Source organism: Arthrobacter sp. MYb23, assembly GCF_002979775.1.
Lineage (GTDB): Bacteria > Actinomycetota > Actinomycetes > Actinomycetales > Micrococcaceae > Arthrobacter.
This window is the reverse complement of record NZ_PCPR01000001.1, coordinates 188,772-212,878: the sequence shown is the minus strand read 5'-3', so window position 1 is coordinate 212,878 and position 24,107 is coordinate 188,772. Positions and strand designations below refer to the sequence as shown.

Annotated in this window: 25 protein-coding genes and 1 tRNA gene; 12 read left to right on the top strand and 14 right to left on the bottom strand. The window is 62.7% G+C overall.

Going from position 1 to position 24,107, the window contains the following annotated elements; genetic code table 11:
* Positions 1-58: 58 nt before the first annotated feature.
* Together CQ020_RS01040 and htpX are read left to right on the top strand one after the other, a co-directional pair.
* Positions 59-1,330: an MFS transporter gene (locus tag CQ020_RS01040; protein ID WP_105690163.1), complete on the top strand. Its 1,272-nt coding sequence runs from the start codon at positions 59-61 to the stop codon at positions 1,328-1,330.
* A gap of 119 nt (positions 1,331-1,449) precedes the next feature.
* Positions 1,450-2,319, top strand: coding sequence for a zinc metalloprotease HtpX (gene htpX, locus CQ020_RS01035; protein WP_105690162.1), 870 nt, complete (start codon positions 1,450-1,452; stop codon positions 2,317-2,319).
* An 85-nt stretch (positions 2,320-2,404) separates the two neighbouring features.
* Here htpX and efeB read toward each other — a convergent pair whose 3' ends face one another.
* From efeB to CQ020_RS01015, 4 genes are all read right to left on the bottom strand, one after another.
* Positions 2,405-3,832, bottom strand: coding sequence for an iron uptake transporter deferrochelatase/peroxidase subunit (gene efeB, locus CQ020_RS01030; RefSeq protein WP_374955171.1), 1,428 nt, complete (start codon positions 3,830-3,832; stop codon positions 2,405-2,407).
* Positions 3,829-5,001, bottom strand: coding sequence for an iron uptake system protein EfeO (gene efeO, locus CQ020_RS01025; RefSeq protein ID WP_105690161.1), 1,173 nt, complete (start codon positions 4,999-5,001; stop codon positions 3,829-3,831). Before efeO ends, efeB begins: the two co-directional genes overlap by 4 nt.
* 56 nt (positions 5,002-5,057) lie before the next feature.
* Complete coding sequence (efeU, locus tag CQ020_RS01020; RefSeq protein WP_105690160.1) at positions 5,058-5,912, bottom strand: iron uptake transporter permease EfeU; 855 nt, start codon at positions 5,910-5,912, stop codon at positions 5,058-5,060.
* Positions 5,913-6,127: 215 nt separating this feature from the next.
* On the bottom strand, positions 6,128-6,619 hold the full coding sequence (locus CQ020_RS01015) for a YajQ family cyclic di-GMP-binding protein (RefSeq protein ID WP_024817682.1): 492 nt from the start codon (positions 6,617-6,619) through the stop codon (positions 6,128-6,130).
* A 182-nt stretch (positions 6,620-6,801) separates the two neighbouring features.
* On the opposite strand from CQ020_RS01015, the gene CQ020_RS01010 reads away from it, so the two are divergent.
* A complete protein-coding gene (locus CQ020_RS01010) occupies positions 6,802-7,089 on the top strand; it encodes a hypothetical protein (protein WP_105690159.1) in 288 nt (95 codons plus the stop codon).
* A 128-nt stretch (positions 7,090-7,217) separates the two neighbouring features.
* Positions 7,218-7,299: transfer RNA gene (locus tag CQ020_RS01005), tRNA-Tyr, on the top strand.
* A gap of 308 nt (positions 7,300-7,607) precedes the next feature.
* Here the strand turns inward: CQ020_RS01005 and CQ020_RS01000 are convergent.
* Both CQ020_RS01000 and CQ020_RS00995 read right to left on the bottom strand, forming a co-directional pair.
* Entirely contained in the window at positions 7,608-8,417 is an 810-nt protein-coding gene (locus tag CQ020_RS01000; protein ID WP_258141634.1) for a potassium channel family protein, read from the bottom strand.
* Positions 8,418-8,463: 46 nt separating this feature from the next.
* Positions 8,464-8,685: a hypothetical protein gene (locus tag CQ020_RS00995; protein WP_105690157.1), complete on the bottom strand. Its 222-nt coding sequence runs from the start codon at positions 8,683-8,685 to the stop codon at positions 8,464-8,466.
* A gap of 174 nt (positions 8,686-8,859) precedes the next feature.
* Here CQ020_RS00995 and CQ020_RS00990 point away from each other — a divergent pair, with 174 nt between their 5' ends.
* Complete coding sequence (locus CQ020_RS00990; RefSeq protein WP_105690156.1) at positions 8,860-9,405, top strand: thioesterase family protein; 546 nt, start codon at positions 8,860-8,862, stop codon at positions 9,403-9,405.
* A gap of 26 nt (positions 9,406-9,431) precedes the next feature.
* Here CQ020_RS00990 and CQ020_RS00985 read toward each other — a convergent pair whose 3' ends face one another.
* From CQ020_RS00985 to CQ020_RS00975, 3 genes are read right to left on the bottom strand one after another with little or no spacing between them, the layout of a single operon-like run.
* Complete coding sequence (locus CQ020_RS00985) at positions 9,432-10,232, bottom strand: ABC transporter permease subunit (protein ID WP_105690155.1); 801 nt, start codon at positions 10,230-10,232, stop codon at positions 9,432-9,434.
* Entirely contained in the window at positions 10,225-11,295 is a 1,071-nt protein-coding gene (locus tag CQ020_RS00980; RefSeq protein ID WP_105690154.1) for an ABC transporter ATP-binding protein, read from the bottom strand. Before CQ020_RS00980 ends, CQ020_RS00985 begins: the two co-directional genes overlap by 8 nt.
* Positions 11,292-11,972 (bottom strand): TetR family transcriptional regulator, encoded by a 681-nt coding sequence (locus CQ020_RS00975; protein WP_105690153.1) that lies wholly within the window; start codon positions 11,970-11,972, stop codon positions 11,292-11,294. Before CQ020_RS00975 ends, CQ020_RS00980 begins: the two co-directional genes overlap by 4 nt.
* Before the next feature lie 153 nt (positions 11,973-12,125).
* Here CQ020_RS00975 and CQ020_RS00970 point away from each other — a divergent pair, with 153 nt between their 5' ends.
* Positions 12,126-12,503 carry a co-chaperone YbbN gene (locus tag CQ020_RS00970; RefSeq protein WP_024817674.1) on the top strand — a complete coding sequence of 126 codons (378 nt, stop codon included), beginning with the start codon at positions 12,126-12,128 and terminating at the stop codon, positions 12,501-12,503.
* Positions 12,504-12,629: 126 nt separating this feature from the next.
* Here CQ020_RS00970 and CQ020_RS00965 read toward each other — a convergent pair whose 3' ends face one another.
* Positions 12,630-12,908 carry a putative quinol monooxygenase gene (locus CQ020_RS00965; RefSeq protein ID WP_024817673.1) on the bottom strand — a complete coding sequence of 93 codons (279 nt, stop codon included), beginning with the start codon at positions 12,906-12,908 and terminating at the stop codon, positions 12,630-12,632.
* Positions 12,909-12,991: 83 nt separating this feature from the next.
* Between CQ020_RS00965 and CQ020_RS00960 the strand changes: the two genes are divergently transcribed.
* Positions 12,992-14,683, top strand: a complete 1,692-nt coding sequence (locus CQ020_RS00960; RefSeq protein WP_105690152.1) for an AMP-binding protein — start codon at positions 12,992-12,994, stop codon at positions 14,681-14,683.
* A gap of 274 nt (positions 14,684-14,957) precedes the next feature.
* Here the strand turns inward: CQ020_RS00960 and CQ020_RS00955 are convergent, their stop codons facing one another.
* From CQ020_RS00955 to CQ020_RS00940, 4 genes are all read right to left on the bottom strand, one after another.
* Complete coding sequence (locus CQ020_RS00955; protein ID WP_146116600.1) at positions 14,958-15,578, bottom strand: hypothetical protein; 621 nt, start codon at positions 15,576-15,578, stop codon at positions 14,958-14,960.
* 212 nt (positions 15,579-15,790) lie between these two features.
* Positions 15,791-16,603 carry an ABC transporter permease gene (locus CQ020_RS00950; protein ID WP_105690150.1) on the bottom strand — a complete coding sequence of 271 codons (813 nt, stop codon included), beginning with the start codon at positions 16,601-16,603 and terminating at the stop codon, positions 15,791-15,793.
* A complete protein-coding gene (locus CQ020_RS00945) occupies positions 16,603-17,571 on the bottom strand; it encodes an ATP-binding cassette domain-containing protein (protein WP_181151713.1) in 969 nt (322 codons plus the stop codon). Before CQ020_RS00945 ends, CQ020_RS00950 begins: the two co-directional genes overlap by 1 nt.
* A 103-nt stretch (positions 17,572-17,674) precedes the next feature.
* Entirely contained in the window at positions 17,675-18,646 is a 972-nt protein-coding gene (locus CQ020_RS00940; RefSeq protein ID WP_105690148.1) for a DNA-3-methyladenine glycosylase, read from the bottom strand.
* 143 nt (positions 18,647-18,789) lie between these two features.
* Between CQ020_RS00940 and CQ020_RS00935 the strand changes: the two genes are divergently transcribed.
* The 5 genes from CQ020_RS00935 to CQ020_RS00915 all read left to right on the top strand — a co-directional run bounded on the left by CQ020_RS00935 (position 18,790) and on the right by CQ020_RS00915 (position 24,088).
* Positions 18,790-19,182 (top strand): VOC family protein, encoded by a 393-nt coding sequence (locus CQ020_RS00935; RefSeq protein ID WP_105690147.1) that lies wholly within the window; start codon positions 18,790-18,792, stop codon positions 19,180-19,182.
* Between the two features lie 121 nt (positions 19,183-19,303).
* Positions 19,304-20,689, top strand: a complete 1,386-nt coding sequence (locus CQ020_RS00930; RefSeq protein WP_105690146.1) for a cystathionine beta-synthase — start codon at positions 19,304-19,306, stop codon at positions 20,687-20,689.
* A gap of 84 nt (positions 20,690-20,773) precedes the next feature.
* The gene (locus CQ020_RS00925) at positions 20,774-21,937 is read left to right on the top strand and encodes a cystathionine gamma-synthase (protein WP_105690145.1); all 1,164 of its coding nucleotides are present in this window, start codon (positions 20,774-20,776) and stop codon (positions 21,935-21,937) included.
* 145 nt (positions 21,938-22,082) lie between these two features.
* The gene (locus CQ020_RS00920; protein ID WP_105690144.1) at positions 22,083-22,649 is read left to right on the top strand and encodes a helix-turn-helix domain-containing protein; all 567 of its coding nucleotides are present in this window, start codon (positions 22,083-22,085) and stop codon (positions 22,647-22,649) included.
* Positions 22,646-24,088 (top strand): MFS transporter, encoded by a 1,443-nt coding sequence (locus CQ020_RS00915; protein WP_105690143.1) that lies wholly within the window; start codon positions 22,646-22,648, stop codon positions 24,086-24,088. Before CQ020_RS00920 ends, CQ020_RS00915 begins: the two co-directional genes overlap by 4 nt.
* Positions 24,089-24,107: the final 19 nt, after the last annotated feature.

Here is a 24,107-nt window from a genome sequence, read left to right as displayed (position 1 = left end):
GTTCCCGCACCCAGGGATAGTTGCGGGCGGTTGCCGCAATGCTCGTTAAGGTAGGACGGTGGCGAAACTACTGGCAGATATCACCCCCTTAAAGGAGAGCCCCGCTTTTAGGCGGCTCTGGCTGGGGGCCTCCGTGGCTGCCATCGGAACCCAGCTGACCTTGGTGGCGGTGAGCCTGGAGGTTTATCGGCTCACTCAGGAGAGCTTCTACGTGGGCCTCCTGGGGATCTTCGCGCTGGTGCCCCTGGTCATTGCCGGGCTGTATGGGGGCTCTGTCTCGGATGCCTACGATCGCCGCAAAGTTGCCCTCATTGCCTCGCTGGTCCTTTGGGCCACCACGGCCGCATTGGCTTTGCAGGCGTGGTTGGAAATCGGCAACATCTGGCTCCTTTACGCGTTGGTAGCCGTGCAAAGTGGCGCCCAGGGCATTAACGGCCCTGCCCGCAGTGCCATCATTCCGCTCCTGGTCCGCAAGGATCTGCTTCCGGCGGCCAACGCACTGAGCATGCTGACGTTTGGCCTGTCCATGACCGCCGGGCCGCTCCTGGCAGGCGTCCTTGTGGCCACCATCGGATTCGGCTGGACCTACACCATAGATGTCATCAGCTTCACGTTCGCCCTGTGGGGGCTCTTCAAACTCCCGCCCCTGCCACCGTCCAAGGATGCCGTGCGGCCAGGGCTCCGCTCCGTGGTGGAGGGCTTCCGGTTCCTGGGGACACGGCCCAACGTTCGCATGACGTTCATCATCGACCTCATCGCCATGATCTGCGCCCAACCCCGGGCTTTGATGCCCGCCATCGGGGCCGTGATGATCGGTGGAGGCGAAACCACCGTGGGTGTATTGCTCGCCTCCACAGCCGTGGGTGCTTTCCTGGCCGGGCTGTTTTCCGGGCCCCTGGGAAGGGTTCGCAAGCAGGGCAGCGCCGTGGTGTGGTCAGTGATCGGCTGGGGCGCTTCCATTGCCGGGTTCGGTCTGGTGGTGCTGCTCGCCGGGGATTCCGGCCGCGACGGCGTCACTGCCTGGCTGATCCCGGCTGCCCTGTGCTGTGCCCTCGCCGGGATCTCGGACTCCATCAGCGCCGTCTTCCGTACCACCATCCTCCAGTCAGCCACTCCGGACCACATGCGGGGCCGGCTCCAAGGCGTGTTCATTGTGGTGGTGGCCGGAGGGCCCAGAGTGGGGGACATGCTGGCCGGCGGTGTCACCCAGTTCCTCAGTGAAGGCGGAGTGTTGCTTCTAGGCGGACTTCTTTGCATTCTCCTGGCATGGGTGGCTTCACGAATGCAGCCCGGATTCGTCGCCTACGACGCCAAACACCCTGTGCCCTGACCCTGCGGCACGCTGCCGGCCACCCGCCGACGTAGGCTGGCAACGGAACACGACGGGCGGCGTCGGCGTTAATCCGTACAGAACCCCTGCCAATGACGAGGAAAGCGACAAGAACAACCGTGCATAAACACAACAATGGACTCAAGACCGCGGCACTCTTCGGTGTGCTGTGGGCGGTGTTGTTGGGTTTGGGCGCCATCATCGCGGCCGGGACGCGCAGCACCACACCTATCTGGATCATGGCGTTGATCGGTGTTGGTACCACGGCTTATGGCTACTGGAACAGCGACAAGATCGCCATCCGTTCCATGGCTGCCTACCCCGTCACAGAGGCGCAGGCGCCGCAGCTCTATCAGATAGTCCGAGAGCTGTCCGTGCGTGCCAACAAGCCCATGCCGCGGATTTACCTATCGCCCACCATGACTCCCAATGCTTTTGCCACCGGACGCAATCCAAAGAACGCCGCCGTGTGCTGCACCGAGGGCATCCTTCACCTGCTGGACGCCCGCGAACTCAGGGGCGTCCTGGGGCATGAGCTGATGCACGTGTACAACCGCGACATCCTGACGTCGTCAGTTGCCGCGGCCGTGGCCGGAGTCATCACCTCCGTGGGGCAGATGCTGCTGATCTTCGGCAGCGGCGACCGGCGCAACGCCAACCCGCTGGCCACCATCGCCATGGCCCTGCTGGCGCCGTTCGCGGCCTCATTGATCCAGATGGCCATCTCCCGAACCCGCGAGTACGACGCCGATGAAGACGGTGCCGAGCTCACCGGCGACCCCCTGGCGCTCGCCTCAGCCCTGCGCAAGATCGAATCCGGGGTCAGCCAGTTGCCGCTCCCGCAGGACCAGCGGCTGGTCAATGCCTCACACCTGATGATCGCCAACCCGTTCCGCGGCGGCGGCATACGGCGTATGTTCTCCACACACCCGCCCATGAAGGAACGGATCAGCCGGCTGGAAAGGATGGCCGGGCGCCCGCTTTCCTAGAGAGCCAAACACGTCGTGAACCCGCTTTTCCGTGGTTGACCAACAACGGAAAAGCGGGTTCTCAACGTCATTGTGCTGACCAGGTCTAGGCGAACAAGCCCTCGCCGATGAAACCGCCCGCCTGGACGCCCGGAGGCACCGCAAAGAGCCCCGAGCCCGTGTGCTTCAAGTACTCCACGGACAGGGTGTCGCTCTTGGCCAATGCCAGCTGCATGGGAACGTAGTGGGTTCGGGGATCCTTGACGAAGGCAATGAAGAACAGCCCGGCGTCGAGGTGTCCCAGCCCGTCCGAGCCATCCGTGAAGTTGTAGCCACGGCGCAGCATCCTCACGCCGTTGTTCTGGTCCGGGTGGGCCAGGCGCATGTGGGAGTCCATGGGAATCAGGGGATCTCCGTTGCGGCCTGCCATGGCGAAATCGGGGGTGCTGAACTCGTCCCCGCCGGACAACGGAGCGCCAACTCCCTTGGTGCGGCCAATCAGTCCCTCCTGTTCGCGCAGGGAAGTCCGGTCCCAGATTTCAATGTGCATCTGAATCCTGCGGGCCACCAGGTAGCTGCCGCCGTTCATCCATTGTTCGCCCGCCGAGCCGGCGCCTACCCAGACGTGCTCATCAAGCAGGGCGTTGTCCTCGACCTTGAGGTTGTTGGTGCCGTCCTTGAATCCGAACAGGTTCCGGGGTGTCACCTGGGCCCTGGACGTAGAGGACGTGCGTCCAAAGCCCAACTGCGACCACCGGACCCGGACCTTGCCGAAGCCGATCCGTGCAAGGTTCCGAATAGCGTGGACTGCCACTTGGGGGTCATCAGCGCAGGCCTGGATGACGATGTCCCCACCCGTGCGGCCCGGCTGAAGATCGTCCCCTGGGAAATGCGGAAGATCGATCAGTGCCTCCGGACGACGGCCCTCCAGACCAAAGCGCGCCCTCCCATCCTTCTCGAACAGCCCCGCGCCAAAACCGAAGGTCAGCGTCAACTTCGCAGCCGCCAAATCCAAAGCTTCGCCGGTGTCTTCAGGCGGGGCATCGTACGGCCCGTCCACGGCGCCCGTCGCGCCAGTGGGGAGGCCGGTTGTCATGGATTCGGCCGCGGCAGTCCAGTCCTTGAGGAGCTTGATGAGTTCTTTGCGGTCTTCAGTGGTGACATCAAAAGCGGCCATGTGCAGGCGATCCTGGGCCGGGGTAGTGATGCCGGCCTGGTGCTCGCCAAAGAATGGGACCACCGCTTCGCCGGTGCTGGTGTCCGCGGAGGATGCAGCAGCGGCAGACAACGCGTCATGTCCCAGGAACCCGGCAGCCAGACCGGCAACCGCACCCGCGCCGCCTACTCCCGCGAGCGAGAGCAGGCCACGGCGGGAGACGCCCGTGCGGCGGCTTTCAGCGGCAGCTGCTGTACCGCCGTCGGCCGCTTCCCGGGACGTCACGACGGCGGCAGCCTCAGCTGCCGTGCCCTGCCGGACAAGGTTAGTGTCTTTGTCGACGGGCTCGTCGGTGTGCCCGAAGGGGCAGCCAGTCACAACACTACGGCTGCGGTGAGCTTGGAGAGGGGCTCACCCAGCGAATCGACCAGCGCGGCGAGCTGCTGGACTTGGTCCTGGCTCAGCTCGTTGTAGAACACGAAGCCGTCGCCCTTGGCATGCGTCTTGAGTTCGGTTTGGAGCGCCGTGAACTTCTCGTCCAAGGACTTGGCGAGCTCGGGGTCCTTCTGCTCAAGGGCCGGCCTCAGGTTCTCAAAAGCGATGCGTGCGCCGTCCACGTTGGCCTGGAAATCCCAAAGATCCGTGTGGGACCAGATTTCCTCTTCGCCTGTGACCTTGCCGGTGGCAACTTCGTCCAGGAGTTCCTTGGCGCCGTTGCCGAGCTTGTCCGGAGTGAGCTCAACCGTGCGGGTGCGGGTGACGAGGTCTTCGGTGTCTGCAACCAGCTGGGTGGAGATGGCGGTGCGCTCGGCCGGCGTCATGGCGGTGTATTCCGCAGGCGGGAAGAGGTCCTTCTCCGCACGGTGCCAGCCGGTCCATTCCTGTCCGGGTTCAAGGTCTGCCTCGCGGGCATCCAGCTTGGGGTCCAGGTCGCCGAAGGACTCAGCTACAGGTTCGATCCGCTCCCAGTGCATGCGGGTTGAAGCGTAGAGCTCACGGGCCTTGGCGGCATCACCGGCGGCGAACGCATCGGCGAAGGCTTTGGTGCCCACAATGAGCTGCTCGCTCTGGTCTTTGACGTAGGCCACGTACTGCTGGGATCCCGTGTCCAGGAGCTTCTGGAAGTCGGCGTCGACGCTGGGCTTGTTGCCGGATTCGGTGACCTCAAAGGACGCGCGGATGCCTTCGCCCTGCATGCCCGGCTTGCAGGCCGTGTTGTACTTGCCAGCCGGAGCGGTGACCACCAGGTTGCGGGTGATGCCGGGCCCGATGTTCTCCACTTCGCCGAGGATCCTCAGACCGTCTTCGGCCAGAAGGTAGAACTCGGTGACCTCCGTGCCTTCGTTTTTCACGGCAAAAGTAAGGTTGCCGCTGGGGGCGGTGCCCGTGGACACCTTGCATTCGTTGGCGTTGCTGCTGACCTGGATGGGGCCGTCTGCGGCACCCGTGGTCTTGGTGTTGTCAGTGCAGCCGGCAAGTACCAAGGGAACGGCTGCGGCCGCGCCAATGACGGCCAGGGTCCTGCGAAGTTTGGGGGTTCCGAGCATGGTGGGTCCTTATGTTGAAGGGCGTGACGGGAGTTACCCGGAAAACTGTGGTGGCCTTAGGCCTGTGTTGCGACAGCAGAGACTGAGGCTGCGCTGGAAGCCTTGGGAGGTGACGAGCGGTTAGCCCGGATGTACAGGATCAACACCGGAACCACGTACAGCAGCCAGGCGGCTGCCTCCAGCCAGGTGGTGGCGGGGGAGAAGTTCAGGGTGCCTTTGAGCAGGGTGCCGTACCAGGACGACGGCGGGATGGCGGCTGAGACGTCGAAGGCCAGGTTGTTCAGGCCCGGCAGGATTCCGGCTTCCTGCAGATCATGGATGCCATAAGCCAGAACACCGCCGGCGATAATGATCAGTCCTACCCCGGTCCAGGTGAAGAAGCGGCCCAGGTTCACCTTCAGGATACCCCGGTGAAGCAAATAACCCAGGGCGGCAGCGGTGATGAGCCCCAGCAGTGCACCGAGCAGCGGCAACGTGGTTTCACCGGTGGCCTGGGCTGCTGCCCAGATAAACAGGGCGGTTTCCAGGCCCTCCCTGCCCACGGCCAGTGCCGCAACCACCACAAGGCCCCAGGCGGCGCCGTCGGCCGCTTTGTCCACCTGCGAGCGGAGTTCGCCACCGAGGCTGCGTGCGGTACGGGCCATCCAGAACACCATCCAGGTCACCAGAGCGACGGCAACGATGGACAAGCCTCCGCCGATCGCTTCCTGCGCCTCGAACGTTAGACCACGGGGGCCAAAAGTCAGCATGGCGCCGAAACCAAGCGAAATGGCGATTGCGAGGCCCACGCCCATCCAGACACGGGGGATCAGGTGCCGCCGGCCGGTCTTGATGAGGTAAGCCATCAGGAGGACCACGATGAGAGAGGCCTCAAGGCCTTCGCGCAGGCCGATCAGGAAATTGGCGGTCATGGATTTTCTTTCGCTAAGGGGAGCCGTACTTAGGCTCACCTAAGGAAGAAGGATACTGTGACTTGACTATTACGCAAAGTAATCATGCGCTAATGCGCTCGCTCATTACGACAATCGATGTAGTTGAGGGCAGCAAAAAGCCGGGATGCAGCGCCCAGATGAGCGTGCGTCCCGGCTTTGAGGCCCTTGATTGCCTCCGCGTTTTTGCGAGGGTGCTAGCTGCGGAAGTTCACGAACTGGAGATCGGCCTCGTCGAACTTCTTCAGGATGTTCATGGTCTCCTGCAGGTCATCGCGGGACTTGGAGGTGACCCGGAGTTCGTCGCCCTGGATCTGGGACTTGACGGACTTGGGGGCTTCATCGCGGATGATCTTGTTGATCTTCTTGGCGATGTCCTGCGCAATGCCCTCCTTGATGGTGCACTCCAGGCGGAATTCCTTACCGGACGGGTAGGGCTCGCCTTGGTCCAACGACTTCAAGGAGATGCCGCGCTTGATGAGCTTGGACTGGAAGACGTCCAGAACAGCCAGGATGCGGTCCTCGGAGTTGGCCTTCATGAGGATCTTTTCGCCGCTGAAGTCGATCTCGGCACCGACGCCCTTGAAGTCGTACCGCTGGGCGATTTCCTTCTGGGACTGGTTGAGCGCGTTGGCAACCTCTTGCTTGTCTACTTTGCTTACGACGTCGAATGTGGATTCGCCTGCCATGACTCTCCTTAGGTTGGGGGCCCTGTGAGGGCGGGTTGGTCTGGCATCCAGCCTAGTACGGAAGGCGTGGGTTGGGGCCGGGGAGTTCTTTCACAGTTCGCTCACAGCGCATGCAGGGCTGGAACTGAGGCTGCCGGTCGAGAGTTGTACCAGTTGGAAGAACGCATCCACGGAGGATCAGCATGAGCAGCAAGGCCGTCCAGTCCATCAGCAAAACCGCGTCCGCAGCAGCAGGTTCCCTTGGTGCGGCGGCAGGTTCCCTTGGTACGGCCGCAGTTGCCGCAGCAAGTGCCGTAGCTGCCGCGGCTGTCGCGGCATCGATCGTCCTCAGTCCGGTTCCCAACGCTGCTTCGCGTATGGACGGAGTCCACGCGGACTTGCTGCGCGCTGTGCAGCTCAACCAGATCACTGCCGAGCAAGCCGAAAAGTTCGAAGCTAAATTGGCCGGCAGGATCCTCGGAGAAGCCTGAAATCCCGCGAAATCCCAGGCGTCCGGCGCCGATTAGATTCTTCGCAGAAAATTCTGTAAGGTTGTCTCTGCCTTCGGTTACCGGATCTAAAAGAAACGGTCTCCGGAAGTGATCTTCTTTTGAAGTTCGGCAGATTACCCGAGCGGCCAAAGGGGGCTGACTGTAAATCAGCTGGCAACGCCTACGGGGGTTCGAATCCCTCATCTGCCACCCAAGGAGAATCCCCGGAACCACTGGTTCCGGGGATTTTTTCGTGTGCCCACAAGTCTTCTGCTGGCTGATCCCACCTGCTTGAGGATCCCGCAGTTGTTCGCCCAGCTCCCCGTTGTGCGGCGGGGGACTCGAACGAGTGCGTGACTGGGGGAACCGCGGACTCGGCTGTGCGGCTAGCACCCACTTTGATGGCATCAACCTTGCGGCGCGCCGCAAACCTCGGCGCGCCGCAAACCTCGGCGCGTCGCAGCACCCGAGTGCTCGAAGTGGGTGGTGACGGTGCGGCATAGACCCCGACGCCGGGACTAAGCCTCGCGCTCCTGCCTGAAGTCTGTGCCCTGCCGAATGTGCGTGCCCCGCCCGGTTTCCGTGGCTTGCCGGAGTTCCGCGATCTCCCTCCGAAGGGCTGCGATTTCCGTCACGAGGTCCGCCATCTCGGCGCGGACCGGTTCCTCGGCAGCTGCAGCCTTGACTTCCGCTGCCGCGGCCACGCCCTCGGCGTTCTCCTCAATTCGCTGCAGAAGCCATGAGGCAATGGAGGCCGTGACAATACCCAGGACCGCGATCCCGCTCATCATCAGGGCGGCAGCCACCATCCTGCCTATAGGAGTCACGGGGTAGAGGTCTCCGTACCCCACGGTGGTGATGGTGGTGATGGCCCACCAGGCGGCGTCCCCGAAATTGAGGATTTTGGCGTCGGGGGCGTTCTGCTCCACGTCCAGCACTGCCAGGGCCCCAATGAGGATCAGCATCGCAGCTGCACCGGCGACATACGTGGCTACGCGTCCGCGCAGTGTTTCGCCCACCGTGCGCTGCAGGACGGAGAGCAAAGTCACCAGCCGCAGCAACCGGAGTGGCCGGAAGAAGGGGAGCACCACAATCAGGAGTTCGTGGAGATTCCAGAGGAACCACCGCATGCGGTCCTCGGCAAGCCAGAGATTAACGAAGTAATCCAAAGCGAAAATTCCCCAGGTAATCCAGAGGACCACTTCGAAGGGGGTTGCCTCAGCCCCGCTCACGCGACCAATGACCTGCCACGCGTAAGCCGTGAGGAAAATCAATGCCGTGGCCATGAGGGGCCATTCAACCAGGTCCCTGTATCGCGCTTGAGTCATACGGGAATACTAGCCACAGCGAAAGCCCCGCCTTTACTGCAAGGGATCAGGAGGCTGGTGTCTCCAGCCAGTAGCCGTCCAAGTGGTGAATCAGTTGACGCCCCAGGCCGCCCTTGAGTTGGATCCACAGCGTACTGCGATCATTGGTCATGCCATCGATGGTTCCCTCGATCCGGTTGCCGCGGGCATCCTTGAGGACCACGTGCTGGTGGCGGGAGAGTTCAGGCCAAACGTCGCCTTGCGGCCTGGCGGTTTGCAGCGTGCTCAAAGGGGTCCCCCTTGTGTGTTCCATCAATATGAGTTTCAGATATTGTGCACGTCTTTCATGAACCAGCGGTAAACGTTAGTGCAAACGTTGGACATAAACCCGCTTTGCCCAAGAACGGGTCCACTATGCGGTCCCTGTATTCCCCGCAAAGTTACTGATGGGTAACATTGAGTCATGCATCTGCTTCTTCGCACCCTCATGTTGCTGTTAACCTCCTCCAAGCGCTCGCCGCTCGGTGTTTGGGAAGAATCCTCGCTGCCCCTGCGGGTTCTGCCCACTGACATCGACATCGCAATGCACGTCAATAACGGCATGTATTTCTCATTGATGGACCTCGGCCGCTTCGATCTCATGGTCCGCAGCGGCATCTGGGCCAGGATGCGCAAGCGGGGCTGGAGTCCGGTGGCAGCCGGTGAAACCATTGCCTTCCGCAAGTCCCTGCAACTTTGGCAGCGCTACACCATTGAGACCCGCATCATCGGGCTGGACACCAAGGCCATCTACTTTGAACAGCGCATGGTGGTGGACGGTGAGATCTACGCCCGCGCACACATCGCCACCCGCTTGGTCAACAAGGGCAAGCCCGTCACGCAGGAAGAAATCATCGCTGAGTTCGGAGCGCCACCGGCTGACCTTGAGTTGCCTGAGTGGATCCACGAGTGGCGCGAAAACAACGCCCTTCCCGGTTCGCGGCGTCCGGCACCGCACATCTGGCGCTAAAACGTCTGGCGCTGAGACGTCTGCCGCTAAACCCCCACATCGCGTCGTTGCAGGGCCGTCGCTCCCAACACGATGAGTACCGCAGAGATACCGTATAGGCCCGCGGCAGCTCCCCAGTCCGCGCCGTTGGCTACCGGGGAATTGCCGTAGGCCCAGTGGTACGGCGAAAGATTCAGCAACCACTCGACATCCGGACTTTGCCGTCCCACGGCGTTGAACACGTACCCAAGAACAGCCACTGCGGCACCAGCTGCGATCCCGTAGATCTTCCGGCCGCTCAGCGCACCGGCGAAGAGCGCAGCAGTCCCGCTGAGCAACGCTAAAGCGGCAAACAGCAGCACCGCCCCGGCAAGATGCCCGACGTCGATTCCCAGTTGCGAGGGCCCGTTCAGTCCCAGCACCAACAGGAAAACGAGGACCGAAAGCAACGCAATACGAACCACGATTGCCAGGGCGCGTTCGAGGACTACCTGCACCCGAGTAACACTGTGGGCGAGCGTTAGTTCGAGCAAGCCGGATTCCTCGTCGCCACCTACGGCCGCGGCACCCCAGCCGATGGAGGCCATGGACATCAGCAGGAATCCGATCAGCCCGAACATGGTGGCCTGGGTGTAACCGGGTCCTGAGGCGATTTGATCGTAGTTCAGGGCTTTGGTCATTTCGGGAGGAAGCGCATTGATCAGGTCCTGCATCTGCGCGCTGCCTCCGATCGAGGGATAGAGCGGCAGGTACAGCATGCATGCCGCCGACAAACCGACTGCCCAGGCCAGCGTTGAACGCCAGGAGTCGGTCAGGGCCTTGGTGAACAGGGGGAGGATCTTAGGCACGGTGTGCTCCTTCCGCGTGTCGGCCAGATACTTGACCGTTTTCAGGAGCTTGGCCCGGCCCAGGAGCTTGGCCCGGCCCAGGAGCTTGGCCCGGCCCCGGAGCCTGGCCGAGCCCTGGAGCTTGGCCAGGCAGAGGTGACTGGGCCGTGTAGAGCGTCAGGACGGCTTCCTCCAGGTCCGGTTCTTCGAGGACAAGATCCGTCAGGTTCAACCTGGCCAGCTCCTGGACCAAGGGCTGAACGTGGCCGGAGAGCGTCGCCGAGGCCTCAACTGTTGGGGCGGCGTGCCCTTCGGCTTTGAGCTCCCGGACCGCCACGTTGGCGATGCCGGGCACGCGGGCCAGCACCGCGCCGACGTCGTGCGCTTCCGTCCCGGTGCTGTTGAACCGCAGTTGCCGGGCTGCTGCCGTCCTGAGCGCCTCCACGGTGGAAACGGTGACGATTTCGCCGTCACGGAGGATAGCCACGGCGTCAGCGGCCTGCTGTACCTCACTGAGGACGTGCGAACTGAGGAACACCGTTGCGCCGTCATCCACTGCCTCGCGAACCATCGCATGGAACACCTGCTGAACCAGGGGGTCCAGGCCGCTGGTGGGCTCGTCCAGCACCAGGAGCTCGGGCTTATGCATGAAGGCCTGCAGGAGTCCGAGCTTCTGCTTGTTGCCTTTGGAGAGTTTCCGGGTCTGGCGATCGAGGTCCAGGTTCAGCCGTTCGGCGAGTTCGTTGACATGCTTGGGTTCCACTGGCCCGCTGATCGCCGCGAAGTGCTCCAGCATGCGGCGCCCCGTGGTCCTGTTTTCCAAGTGGAGCTCACCGGGAAGGTAGCCGATCCTGCGGCGAAGCGCCGTGCCGGCCGAACGGGGATTCTGTCCCAGGACGGAAATGGACCCCGCACTGGGCCGAATAATATCCAGCAGGCAGCGCATGGTGGTGGTCTTGCCCGCTCCGTTCGGCCCGATGACGCCGAATACTGATCCGGGTTCCACCGCAAAATCAAGTCCGTGCAGGACTTCCCGGGACCCGAACTTCTTTCGCAAACCCTCGACGACGATTGCCTGGGTCACGGGGCATGCTCCCTTCCGGTGTTGGTGCTGGTGTTGGTGTTGATGGCTTCGCGGGCCGCGTCAAGGAACCGCGCGTCGGCGTAGAAACCGTGCGTGTAAATCTCCAGGGCGGGCAGGGTCAGTTGCCGGAGGAGTTCGGGGCCGATCCCGTGAGGCTCCGGGCCTAGAGTCCCCAGCGTCCGTGAGAGGTGCCGTCCCAACATGAGGATCGAGAGGCTGTTGGAGGCGATGACGACGGCGGTGGAGCGGACGTCGTCGAACTTTCGGATGGTTCCGGCCTCCATCCCGGCGTGGATGATGTCCTGGGTTTGCTTCACGACGGCGTCGAAGAAGGCGTCGCCTGCCTCGGACTCATCGCTGAGGGTGCGTCGGATGTAGGTGATTTCGTCGGCGTACTGATCCGGGTGGTTCAAGTAGTCCTGGATCAGCTGCCTCGTGGATACCGGATCGGCTTTTTCGCGACCCTGGGTTGCTGTTTGTGCGAGGACATGCTGATCGCAGGCATCGCGCAGCCCGGCTTTGCTTCCGAAGTGATGGATGACCAGGCCGGGACTGACGCCGGCGGTAGAGGCAACAGCCCTGACGGTGGCGCGGGCGAATCCATCGCGGCCGAAGAGCCCAATGGCGGCGTCGCGGATGCGGGCCCGGGTGGTTAGATCCTCTGCGCTTGAACGCATGTTTCATAGACTAAACACTTGTTCAATCTGCGACAAGAGGTTTTACGTGATCCACGGAAAACTTCCGCATGGGCGTTTATTCCCTGTGACGCAGACAGCGAACAGGGAGCCCCTCCGCGGGACTTCGCGGGCGGGGTCGCGTACCGTGGAAGCATGGCTACAGTTGACATCACTGGAGAACAGTTCGCATCGACCATCGAGGACAATGACATTGTCCTGGTGGATTTCTGGGCATCCTGGTGTGCCCCGTGCCGTCAGTTTGCCCCCACCTATGGGGCCGCTTCAGAGAAGCACACTGACGTGGTGTTCGCGAAGGTGGACACCGAGGCTGAGCAGCAGCTCGCCGCCGAAGCCGGGATCACGTCCATCCCCACGCTCATGGCCTTCCGTGAAAAGGTCCTCGTCTTCTCGCAGCCGGGTGCCCTCAACGGTCCGCAGTTGGAGCAGGTCCTCGAGGCCGTGAAGGGCCTGGACATGGAAGAAGTCCACGCACACGTCGCCAAGGCACGTGCCGAGGCTCAGGAAAGCTAAGACCAAGCGGCGGCTTCGAAACATCGCAACCGCCGGAAAGCATCGAGGTCGCCGGAAATTTCCGGCGACCTCGATGCATTTAAGGCGTTCTCGCAGTCTTCCCGCGATGTCGCCGGATAATGGTGGCTAGAGCCGCTCGAGCTTGACGGGCTCGGCCAGCAGTGCGCTGAGGGACTCGTTCAGGTCCTGGACGGCGATGCCCTTGGAGTGCTTCTCCAGAAGCTCCTCGGATTCCCAACGCTCAGTGAGGACGAGCTTTTCCTCGGTGGCTTCAGTCAGTTCGTAACGGATGCAGCCGGGTTCATTGACGACCTCGTCGATCGCGATTTCCAAAGCGAGCTTCACACGGAAGAACTCGCCTTCGTTGGGGATGAACGTGGCCTGCAAGTCGATGGGTTCACTCATGGCTCCAACCCTACCGGCAGGACACGGCGTCGCTGGAGGTGGTTACGGTTCTGTTGCGGGCAGTGACTTGGTAGCGTTCCGTCATGTTGTCCTACACCGCCGGAGACACTGACGTCCCGCTGCTCGAAGAGACCATTGGTGCCAATTTTGAGCGCATCGCGGCGCAGTTCCCCTTGCGGGATGCGCTGATCGAGGCCGCTGCTGCGCCAGGCGGTGACGCCCGCCGGTGGAGCTACCAAAAGCTGAACGACGACGTCGATCACCTCGCCCGCGCGCTGCTCGCCGTGGGCGTGGCAAAGGGCGAAAGGATAGGCATCTGGAGCCCCAACTGCGCTGAGTGGACCATCCTTCAGTACGCCACAGCCAAAATCGGCGCGGTGCTGGTGAACGTGAACCCGGCGTACCGGAGCCATGAGCTGGAGTTCGTGGTGAAACAGAACGGTATGCGGATGTTGGTGGCGGCGCCCTCGGATAAAAACAGTGACTACGTTGGCATGGCCAGGGATGCTGCCCGCAACTGTCCCGATCTCCAAGAGCTGGTCTTCCTCCCGGGGCCGCCGGAGCTGGGACTCACCGTGGGCGTCCCGGAAGCCAACCAAGAACTCACGTACGGCCAACTCCTGACCCGGGCAGACGGCGTCGGGCCTTCAGCCTTACGGGACCGAATGGCGGAACTGGACCCGCACGATCCCATCAACCTGCAGTACACCTCAGGCACCACGGGATTCCCCAAGGGCGCCACCTTGACGCACCACAACATCCTCAACAACGGGCACTCGATCGGCCGGCTCCTGAGCTACACCGAGCACGACCGTGTGGTGATTCCTGTGCCGTTCTATCACTGCTTCGGCATGGTGATCGGGAACCTGAATGCGCTGAGTTTCGGCGCGGCAACCATCATTCCGGGCCGCGGGTTCAATGCCTCGGCAGCTTTGGAAGCGGTGCAGGACTTCGGCGGAACGTCCCTGTACGGGGTGCCCACCATGTTCATCGCCGAGCTCGCGCTGGAGGACTTCACCTCCTATGACCTCTCCACGTTGCGGACAGGAGTTATGGCGGGCTCCTTGTGTCCTATCGAGGTGATGCGCCGGGTGATCGATGAAATGCATATGGTTGACGTGGCCATTTGCTACGGCATGACAGAGACGTCGCCCGTGTCCACCATGACCCGTGCGGGAGACACCCTGGAGCATCGGACCGGCACGGTGGGCAGGACCATGCCGCACCTGGAGAGCCGCATCATTGACCCGGGTTCGGGCGACGTGGTGGAGCGTGGCGTGATCGGTGAGCTCTGCACGAGGGGTTACTCGGTGATGCAGGGCTACTGGGGTCAGCCGGACAAAACCGCTGAGGCAATTGACGCTGAAGGGTGGATGCACACTGGTGACCTTGCCAGCATGGATGAGGACGGATACGTGGTGATCGAGGGCCGGATCAAGGACATGGTGATCCGGGGCGGGGAGAACATCTACCCGCGGGAGATCGAGGAATTCCTCTTCTCGCACCCCGCCATTCAGGACGTGCAGGTCATCGGAGTCCCCGATGAAAAGTACGGTGAAGAGCTGATGGCGTGCGTCATCCTCAAACCTGGCGCACCGCCCCTGACCGCCGACGATCTGGCTGAGTACTGCCACGGGAAGCTGGCCCGTTACAAGATTCCGCGCTACATCGACATCCGGGAGTCGTTCCCCATGACGGTCTCCGGGAAGGTGCGGAAGGTGGACATGCGGAAGGACGCGGTGACCCGGCTGCACCTCCGGACCGAGAACGGGTAGTTAGCACAGGCGAGAATATCCAAGGAATGTCAGGTTCGTTGAATCCCGATGCTAAGAAGCGCTTCATTCGGAGTTGGCGCGACGCGCTCTAACTTAGGGGGCAACGCTACAGGGATCTTCGTGAGGGGCCGGGAAGGCGGCTGGTCCTGTGGCATTGGGAGAAGCAACTGCCTGGCGCTTTGTTGAGTTCGGTAGCCGGTCATCTCCGTGGCCGCGGGCATGGACCCAACTGGCTGTCGACACGGCCCGGGCATGAGCGACAACCAGACGAGGATTAGACGTCCTCGCTTACGACGTGCTGCTGTGGCGACACAGGATAAGTCTCAAGTTCCGGGTCAGCGAGTATCTCCCGAATGCAGGAGGCCGATCCCCCGATATAGACGCTTCTGGCGTATATATCGTTGCCCACGCACCAAGCGCCGTCAGCCGGTATCCACCACAGCGGAGCTCCAGAAAGCCCCGTTGCAAGCGGAGAGCAAGCTTCATCCACCGTTCCTTCCAGGACGTACATATTTCTGCCATAGGAAGCTCGTACCAGTTCAGAGTTGCGGTAGTTGTCACTGATCCCGGCATAGCCTTCCCATGCGAGGAAGTAGATATGGTCAGGGGTCTGCGTATGTCGACGCAGAGTTGGAGCTAGAGTTGCCGCTGCTTTGCTATCAAAGCCACCCATAACCGGATCCAACCGGGGCTGGCCAGGCATGTCTGCCTGGCCCGAGATGTCAGACCACTGCGTTGGGGCAGAGACCGGCGAGGACGACCCGCCAACCTCACTCCAGCGCATCGTCCGGCCAAACTCGGAGCGGGCAGGATTGAGGATGCGGCAGTAGGCCTCGAAATCCAAAGGGAAGAAGTTAGCAACAGTCAGTTCGGTTGCTGAGCGTGCCCCCCTCATGGCTTTTAGCCAGGGTGGAAGGGCCGAAAAATGGGGCGAGCGCATCGTCTTATCCTGCCAGCTTTGACTGGTGGAACGAAGGAACGCCGACCAGCTTCAGGGCTGCGGGTAGGCGGGAGGACAGTAGGACCGCTAGTGAGTTTTGATCATCACTCACCGTTCCCCGGCCTTCCCGAGGACTTGGGCTCAACCCCCGGAACGAGACCGGGTAGTTAGTTGGTATTCCGGCTGATCGTCCGGATTCCCACTACAAGTCCGACGGCGGCCGTCACCACAGCGGCCACGAGGCCCCACATGGTGTCCATGCCGATCTGCCCGGAAAACAACTCCCGTTCTGCGTTGACCAGGTAGGTCAGCGGATTGAACAGGCTGGCCACTTTCATCCACCCCGGGCCGGCCTCAATGGGCAACATGATGCCGGACAGGATCATCAGCGGGAACAACAGGGTTTGCTGCACGCCCCAGAAGATCCACTCCTTGTTCTGTGAAACCAGGGCAAGAGCATAGGACAACGCGCCCAGCCCGATGCCGAAGATGCCCAGAATGACCAACCCCAACAAGACGTGGAGGGGATGGAAAACGAAGCCAAAGGGGATACACACCACGGCGATCAGCAAGCCCTGCACCACCAATGGAGCCCACTCCTTCAGCGCCCGGCCAATCATGAGCGAAGACCGGGATAGGGGAGTGGCAAGGATCCGTTCATAGGACCCGGTCATGAGTTCGTACTGCAGGTTGGAGCCGGTCATGGAGGTGCCGAACAGGGCGATCATCACCACCACTCCGGGCAGGAACCATTGCAGCGTGGATTGCCCTCCGAAGGCCGGGGCGCCCACTGCCGAGCCCAGCAGGGGGCCGAACAACCCCAGGAACACCAACGGTTGGATGAGGGAGAAAATCAGCGAAAAAGGATCCCGCAACGGCAGCAGCATTTCGCGCCAGAAAACAAACCACGTGTCGGTTAGTATGCTGCGTGGTCCCCGCCTTTGGAGGGAAACTCCCGGGGCAACGGCTTGCTCAATCATCAGACTTCAGCTCCTTCACGCAGGCTGCGGCCGGTCAATTCCAGGAAAACATCGTCCAACGTGGGCGGTTTCAATTCGAGCGACTTGGCGGGAGCGCCGGCGTCGTGCATTTCCTTCAGCAACCCCGGCGCCAGTTGGGCACCCTGCGCCAGTCGGAGGCGGAAGCGGACCACGCCGTCGTAAGCGTTTTCCTCCATGTCGCCTTCCGCGGCGGCACGGCCCAACAGCCCCCGCACCTCGGACGCGGAACCGGCGGCGACTTCGACGGCCAGGAGGTCCCCGGCGAGATTCGCTTTGAGCCGTGAAGCGGTGTCGTCCGCGATGATGGTGCCGTGGTCGATCACAATGACGCGCTCGGACATGGAATCGGCCTCATCCATGTAATGGGTAGTCAGCACGATGGTGGTGCCGTGTTCCTCGCGCATCCGCAGAATGTGCTCCCAGAGATTGGCACGGTTTTGGGGATCCATGCCCGTGGAGGGCTCGTCCAGGAACAGCAAGCCGGGGGAGTGCATCAACCCAAGTGCCACGTCCATGCGGCGTCGTTGCCCGCCGGAAAGCTTGATCACCGTGCGCTTGGCGAGGTCGCTGAGATCCAGGGATGCCATGAGTGTTTCGGCGCGTGCCTTGGCATCGGTGGTGTTCATTCCGTAGAAGCGGCCTTGCATGATCAGTTCGTCGATCACCCGGTAGCTGTGCCCGCCGCCGTTACCTTGACCGATGTAGCCGATTCTGGCCCGAACTCCCGCAGGGTCCTTGCCCACGTCAACTCCCGCCACGGTGGCTGAGCCGGACGTGGGTCTCAAAAGGGTGGTGAGCATCCGCAGGGTTGTGGACTTGCCCGCGCCGTTCGGGCCAAGGAAGGCCACCAGCTCGCCGGGGGCGACGTCGATGTCCACGCCCTTCACGGCTTCGACGGTTTCCTTCTTCACGGTGAAGGTCTTGGTGAGCTTCTCGGTGTGGATCACGGTCACTCCAGGGATGGCAGGTGATGGCTCCTGGGCGCCACGCTATACCCGTGGATGAGGCCAGTCCATGCCCCTGCGGACAGTTCCTGTCCGCGAAGAAATCTCAGTGTCCGCGGTGATCCTGAACCGTCATCCGCGGTCCGAAAGTGGGCTTGCGGAAGCCGCTGAGGTACAGCATGCGTACCAGGCGCTGCCTCTGTCCGCGCCACGGCTCAAGGAGCTCGATCATGCCCGCATCGTCGGTCTTCCGGCCTGTCAGGGCGTACCCAACGTACGCGGCCAGATGGTAGTCGCCCACAGAAATCGAGTCCGGGCAGCCATGGGTGCGTTGGACCACTTCGGCAGCAGTCCAGATGCCGATGCCCGGAATGGTCTGCAGTTTGGTCCCGGCTTGTGCCGAGTCCAGCTCCGCCAGGCGTTCAAGCGCGACGGCGGACTGCAGCGCCCGCATCACCGTGGCCGAACGCTGTGGTCCAACTCCGGCCTTGTGCCACTCCCAGGAGGGAACAGCCAGCCACTGCCTGGCGGTAGGCGGAACCAGGAGTCCGGCAGGAGCCTTGCCCGGTGCCGGCGTTCCGTAGCGATATATCAAATACCGGTAGCCTCGCCTGGCCTCCAACGTGGTGACCTTTTGCTCCAAAATGGTGGGCACCAGTGAGTCAACCATCCGCCCGGTGGAAGGCAGCCGCAAAGCCAGGTTCCGGCGTCGTGATTCCGTGACCAGCCGCGGGAGGGTGGCATGGAAGGCGGGGTCATCAAAGGCCGACCAATCGTCGTGAGCGCCCAACAACCCGGGCATGCCGGCCACTGCGTCCTCTGCTCCCGGGCCCCAGGCCTGGGCATCCACGAAGGACTCGACTCCCAAACCCCCTCCGGACAGCCTCACGGTGACAGGCCCCGAAGCAGTGGTGAAGGCCATCCAAAAACCGCTGGAATGCGACGCAAAGGAAGGGTCGGCGTTGCCTCGCATGAGCGGAAACATGGTCTGGTCCAGACGGAACGAAGCGCCCGGATGCCACCGAATGGCCGCATCAGCCGCGGCCGCAACAACGGCCGGGGCGTCTGCAATGGTCATGTTTTTATGGTCCCACGCGTGGCTGACATTCTGCAGCCGGAACCCCTTACGGCAGCAACCACGCGCCGCTAGACTCCGTGATGTGGCGTGGGTGGGCCGCGCCATGTCCAAGGAAAAACTTCCAGAATCAAGGAGCGCGAACCATGGGTGGAGTGGTGCATTTTGAGATCCCCGCGGACAACAACGAGCGGGCCAATACTTTTTACCAGAGTGCCTTCGGCTGGACCCTGAGGCCCATGGAGGGCATGGAATATACGGCGGCAATCACGGCGCCCACTAACGAAGAGACGGGCGCCCCCAACGAGCCAGGAGCCATCAACGGCGCCTTGTTCCCGCGCACTGACGCCCTGAAGACACCCATCCTCACCATCGATGTGGACGACCTCGACGCCGCGCTGGGGCAGATCGAATCAGCAGGCGGCAGCGTGGTCCAAGCCAAGGACGCCGTACCCACCATGGGCTGGTACGCGTACTTCAAGGACACCGAGGGCAACGTTTTGGGCGTCTGGCAGACCGACGCCTCCGCCGGCACGTGACCCGGCCACCACCTGACCCCGGCCACCACCTGACCCCGGCCACCACCTGAGTCCTGCCACCACCCGAGTCCGAGCCGCCCCGGGTCGAGGCCCGTAGCGACCAGACGGTAACTTTGTATCTATGAAGTATGCCCAGTCCGTGTTGGACCTCATCGGCAATACGCCGCTCATCAAGCTCAACCACGTCACGGAGGGCATCAAAGCCACCGTCCTCGTCAAGCTCGAGTACATCAATCCCGGCGGATCCATCAAGGACCGGATCGCCGTGAAGATGATCGAAGACGCGGAAAAGGATGGTCGGCTCAAGCCGGGCGGAACCATCGTTGAGCCGACGTCGGGCAACACCGGAGTTGGACTGGCGCTCGTAGCCCAGCAAAAGGGCTACAAGTGCATTTTCGTAGTGCCGGACAAGGTGGGCGAGGATAAGCGCGCGGTGCTTAAGGCATACGGCGCCGAAGTTGTTGTGACGCCCACCTCGGTCGCACCCGACAGCCCGCAGAGCTACTACGGCGTATCCGACCGCCTGGTCAAGGAGATCCCGGGCGCCTTCAAGCCGGATCAGTTCTCCAACCCCGCCGCACCCGGCAGCCACTTCGAGTCCACGGGCCCGGAAATCTGGCAGGACACCGACGGCCGGGTCACCCATGTGGTCATCGGTGCGGGCACCGGTGGCACCATCACCGGTACGGGCCGTTACCTCAAGCAGGTCTCGGCTGACCGCGCGGAGTCCGACGGCGGCCAGGTCAAGGTCATCGGCGCGGACCCGGAAGGTTCGGTCTACTCCGGCGGAACCGGCCGGCCCTATTTCGTCGAAGGCGTGGGCGAGGACATGTGGCCCGGCAACTACGATCCCACCGTCCCTGATGACGTCATCGCTGTTTCTGACGCCGACTCCTTCACCATGACCCGCCGCCTTGCCCGTGAGGAAGGCCTCCTGGTGGGCGGTTCCTCCGGCATGGCCGTGGTGGCGGCGCTGCAGGCTGCCAAGGACCTGGACGAGTCCGCTGTGGTGGTGGTGATCCTTCCGGACTCCGGCCGTGGCTACCTTGCCAAGATTTTCAACGACCAATGGATGCGCTCCTACGGCTTCCTCTCCGGCGGTGAAGAGTCCTCCGTGGGTGAGGTCCTCAAATCCAAGACGGGGGAGATGCCGGACCTGGTCCACATCCACCCGAACGAAACCGTCCGCGATGTCATCAACATCATGAACGAGTTCGGCGTCTCCCACATCCCGGTGCTCTCTCAGGAGCCACCTGTGGTGATGGGTGAGGTGATGGGCGCCGTGGACGAGCGCAGCCTCACCAGCAAACTCTTCCGCGGTGAAGCGAAGCTGGCGGACAAGGTCTCCGAACACATGGGTGAACGGCTCCCGGTTGTCGGATCCCTGGAATCCATTTCCGCCGCGCGGGAGCTGCTGTCCGACGTCGACACCGTCATGGTGACCTTCGCCGGAGCGCCCGTGGGCATTCTGACGCGCCACGACCTCCTGGCGTACTTGAGCAATTGAGCGCCACGCGCTGACCCCTTCAAATTCTGAACCTATCTATCCGTTGAACGAACCTATCCGTTGAATGAACCTAGAGGAGCTTCCATGTCTGCCACCAACAACGCCGGGTTCAACACGCGCGCCGTCCACGCCGGACAGGCTTTCGAACCGGTGACCGGCGCTGTGGTGCCCCCGCTGCATTTCAGCACCACGTACGCCCAGGACGGCATCGGCAACCTTCGCTCGGGATACGAATACGGCCGGGGAGGCAACCCCACCCGTGACGCCCTCCAGGAGCAGCTTGCCGCCCTTGAAGGTGGCACGGCTGCGTTCTCCTTCGGCTCGGGCCTGGCAGCTGAGGATTCGCTGATTCGGGCGGTTGCCCGGCCCGGGGACCACATTGTGCTGGGCAATGACGCCTATGGGGGCACCTATCGCCTGATCAATCGCGTGCTGGGGGACTGGGGCATCGGCAACACCCCGGTGGACATGTCCGATCTCGATGCCGTGGCTGCTGCGGTTGCTGCGAACAAGACGCGCCTGGTGTGGGTGGAAACGCCGTCCAACCCGATGATGAAGATCACGGACATCGAGGCGCTCGCCGCCGTGGCGCACGACGCCGGTGCCCTTCTGGTAGTGGACAACACCTTCGCGTCTCCCTACTTGCAGACCCCGCTCGCCTTGGGTGCCGATGTTGTGGTGCATTCCACCACCAAGTACATCGGTGGCCACTCCGATGTGGTGGGCGGCGCCATTGTGGTCAAGGACGCTGAACTTGCCGAGAAGATCGGTTTCATCCAGTTCGCCGTGGGTGCGGTGTCCGGTCCGATGGACGCTTTCCTGACCACCCGCGGCTTGAAGACGCTGGGTGTTCGCATGGACCGCCACAGCGAGAACGGGCAGGCCGTGGCCGAATGGTTGCTGCAGCGTCCCGAGGTGGAAGCCGTCCTCTACCCGGGCCTCCCGGACCACCCCGGCCATGATCTGGCTGCGAAGCAGATGAAGAAGTTCGGCGGCATGGTTTCCGTTCAGTTCAAGGGCGGGGAGTCCGCTGCCCGCACGGTAGCTGAATCCACTTCGGTGTTCACGCTGGCGGAATCGCTGGGTGGGATCGAGTCCTTGATGAACTACCCCTCGGAAATGACCCACGCGTCGGTGAAGGGTACCGAGTTGGCAGTTCCGGTGAACCTTCTCCGCCTGTCCTGCGGCATCGAAGAAGCCGAAGACTTGATCGCAGACCTGGAACAGGCGTTCGCCAAGATCAGCTAGTCCTTCGCTGCCCGTCCCTCGAATCCGGCTCTGGTTCGCACTCCTCACCGTTCTATGGCGGGGGGGTTCGAACAGGGGCCGGATTCTCCGTTGGGCGGCGGAGAACATCTAGCTTTCTTTAGAGAAGTCAGCTAGCTTTAGCCGCATGCCTCTTCGTTCCGACTGGTCTGCCCGTACGTGCAGCCTTGCCCGCGGCCTGGATGTCCTTGGAGACCCATGGGGGAGCCTGGTCCTTCGCGAGATCTTCTTCGGCAACGGCCGGTTCGACGCCATCAAGCAACGCCTCGAAGTCGCCGACGCCGTGCTCAGCAAACGCCTGGGATGGCTCCTCGACGCCGGACTGCTCTCCCAGCGCCCCTACCAGGACGGTGCCCGCACACGCCAGGAATACGTGCTCACCCCCAAAGGGGAGGACGCACTCCCCGTCCTTAACGCCATCATCATCTGGGCCGAGAAACACCTGGATGCTCCCAACGAGGTGTCCCATATGAAGGTCATCCACACTGACTGCGGGCAAGCCACGATGTCCGCGGATACCTGCACTCACTGCGGCGCGCGGCTCACAGCAGCCAACACCAGCTGGCACAGCTTCAAGCGCAGCGAGCACCCACTCCCGCTCGCCGTTGCACCCCCTGAACTTGAGACCACAGCTGAAACCCGGACCCCTAAAACCAGCACCACAGATGCCCCTGAATCGGAGATCCCCACATGACCGCTCCTGACGTCACAGGGACCCCGCCCGAAAAAATTAGGACTCCTGCCGGCAAAACCCCTGCCGGCAAAACGCCTGCTGGCAAGAACCGGCGCCTCCACCCCGCCTGGATCGTGGCGGCCGTTGCCTTCCTGGCATTGGTTGGAGCAGCAGGATTCCGTGCGGCACCGGGCGTGCTCATGGTGCCGCTGCAGGAGGAGTTCGGCTGGTCCACCACCGTGCTGTCCCTGGCCGTGAGCATCAACCTGGTGCTGTTCGGCTTGACGGCCCCGTTCGCGGCGGCCCTGATGGAGCGCTTCGGCGTCCGCAAGGTCACGTCCTTGGCTCTCTGCCTGATCGGACTCGGCTCAGCACTGACTGTCTTCGTCAACCAGTCCTGGCAGATCTTGCTCACCTGGGGGCTGCTGATCGGCCTGGGCACAGGGTCCATGGCCCTTGTCTTCGCCGCGACCATCGCCAACACCTGGTTCGCCAAGAGCCGTGGCCTGGTCATCGGCATCCTCACCGCAGGCAGCGCCGCCGGACAGTTGGTGTTCCTGCCCTTCATCGCAGCGCTTGCCCAGAACCCGGGCTGGCGGGGTGCTTCCTTGCTCATCGCGGCGGGTGCGCTCGCCGTGGTGCCACTGGTACTGCGCTGGTTGCGGAACTCGCCCGCCGACGTCGGGGTATTGCCGTACGGTGCCGAAAAGCCTGAGACGGACCAGGCAGCCGCCGACGAACGTGACGCTAAAGCGGCCGACGCCGGAACAACCGCGACGACGCCAGGCAAGCCCGCCGCTGTGGTTGCTTTGCCGGGATCAGGGGATTCCCCCAACGCCGCGATCCGTGCCTTGCAGGTCCTCAAACGCGCCAGCAAAGTTCGCACGTTTTGGGCCTTGGCTGCAGGCTTCGCGATTTGTGGGGCCACCACCAACGGACTTATCGGCACGCACTTCATTCCCTCGGCACACGATCACGGCATGCCTGAAACCACTGCGGCTGGGTTGTTGGCCGTCGTCGGAATCTTCGACATCGTGGGGACCATCGCGTCCGGTTGGTTGACGGACCGGTTCAACCCCAAGGTGTTGCTGGCTGTGTACTACCAGTTCAGGGGGATCGGCCTGTTGGTTCTGCCGTTGCTGCTTGGTTCCTCTGTGGAGCCGAGCATGATCATTTTCGTGGTGGTCTACGGGCTCGACTGGGTTGCCACCGTGCCGCCCACTGCAGCTATTTGCCGCTCAGTCTTCGGCGCCGACGGGTCTGTGGTCTTCGGCTGGGTGTTCGCAGCCCACCAACTCGGAGCTGCGGTGGCAGCCCTTTTGGCCGGGTTTATCCGCGATGCCACCGGGCACTACAACTACGCCTGGCTCGGTGCTGCCGCCATGTGCACGGTGGCCGCGGTCATCAGCGCCACCATCCGCAAGGACGCAGTGAAGAAGGAACCCGTCGCGGTTGCCTGATACGGGTTCTTCGGGTTCT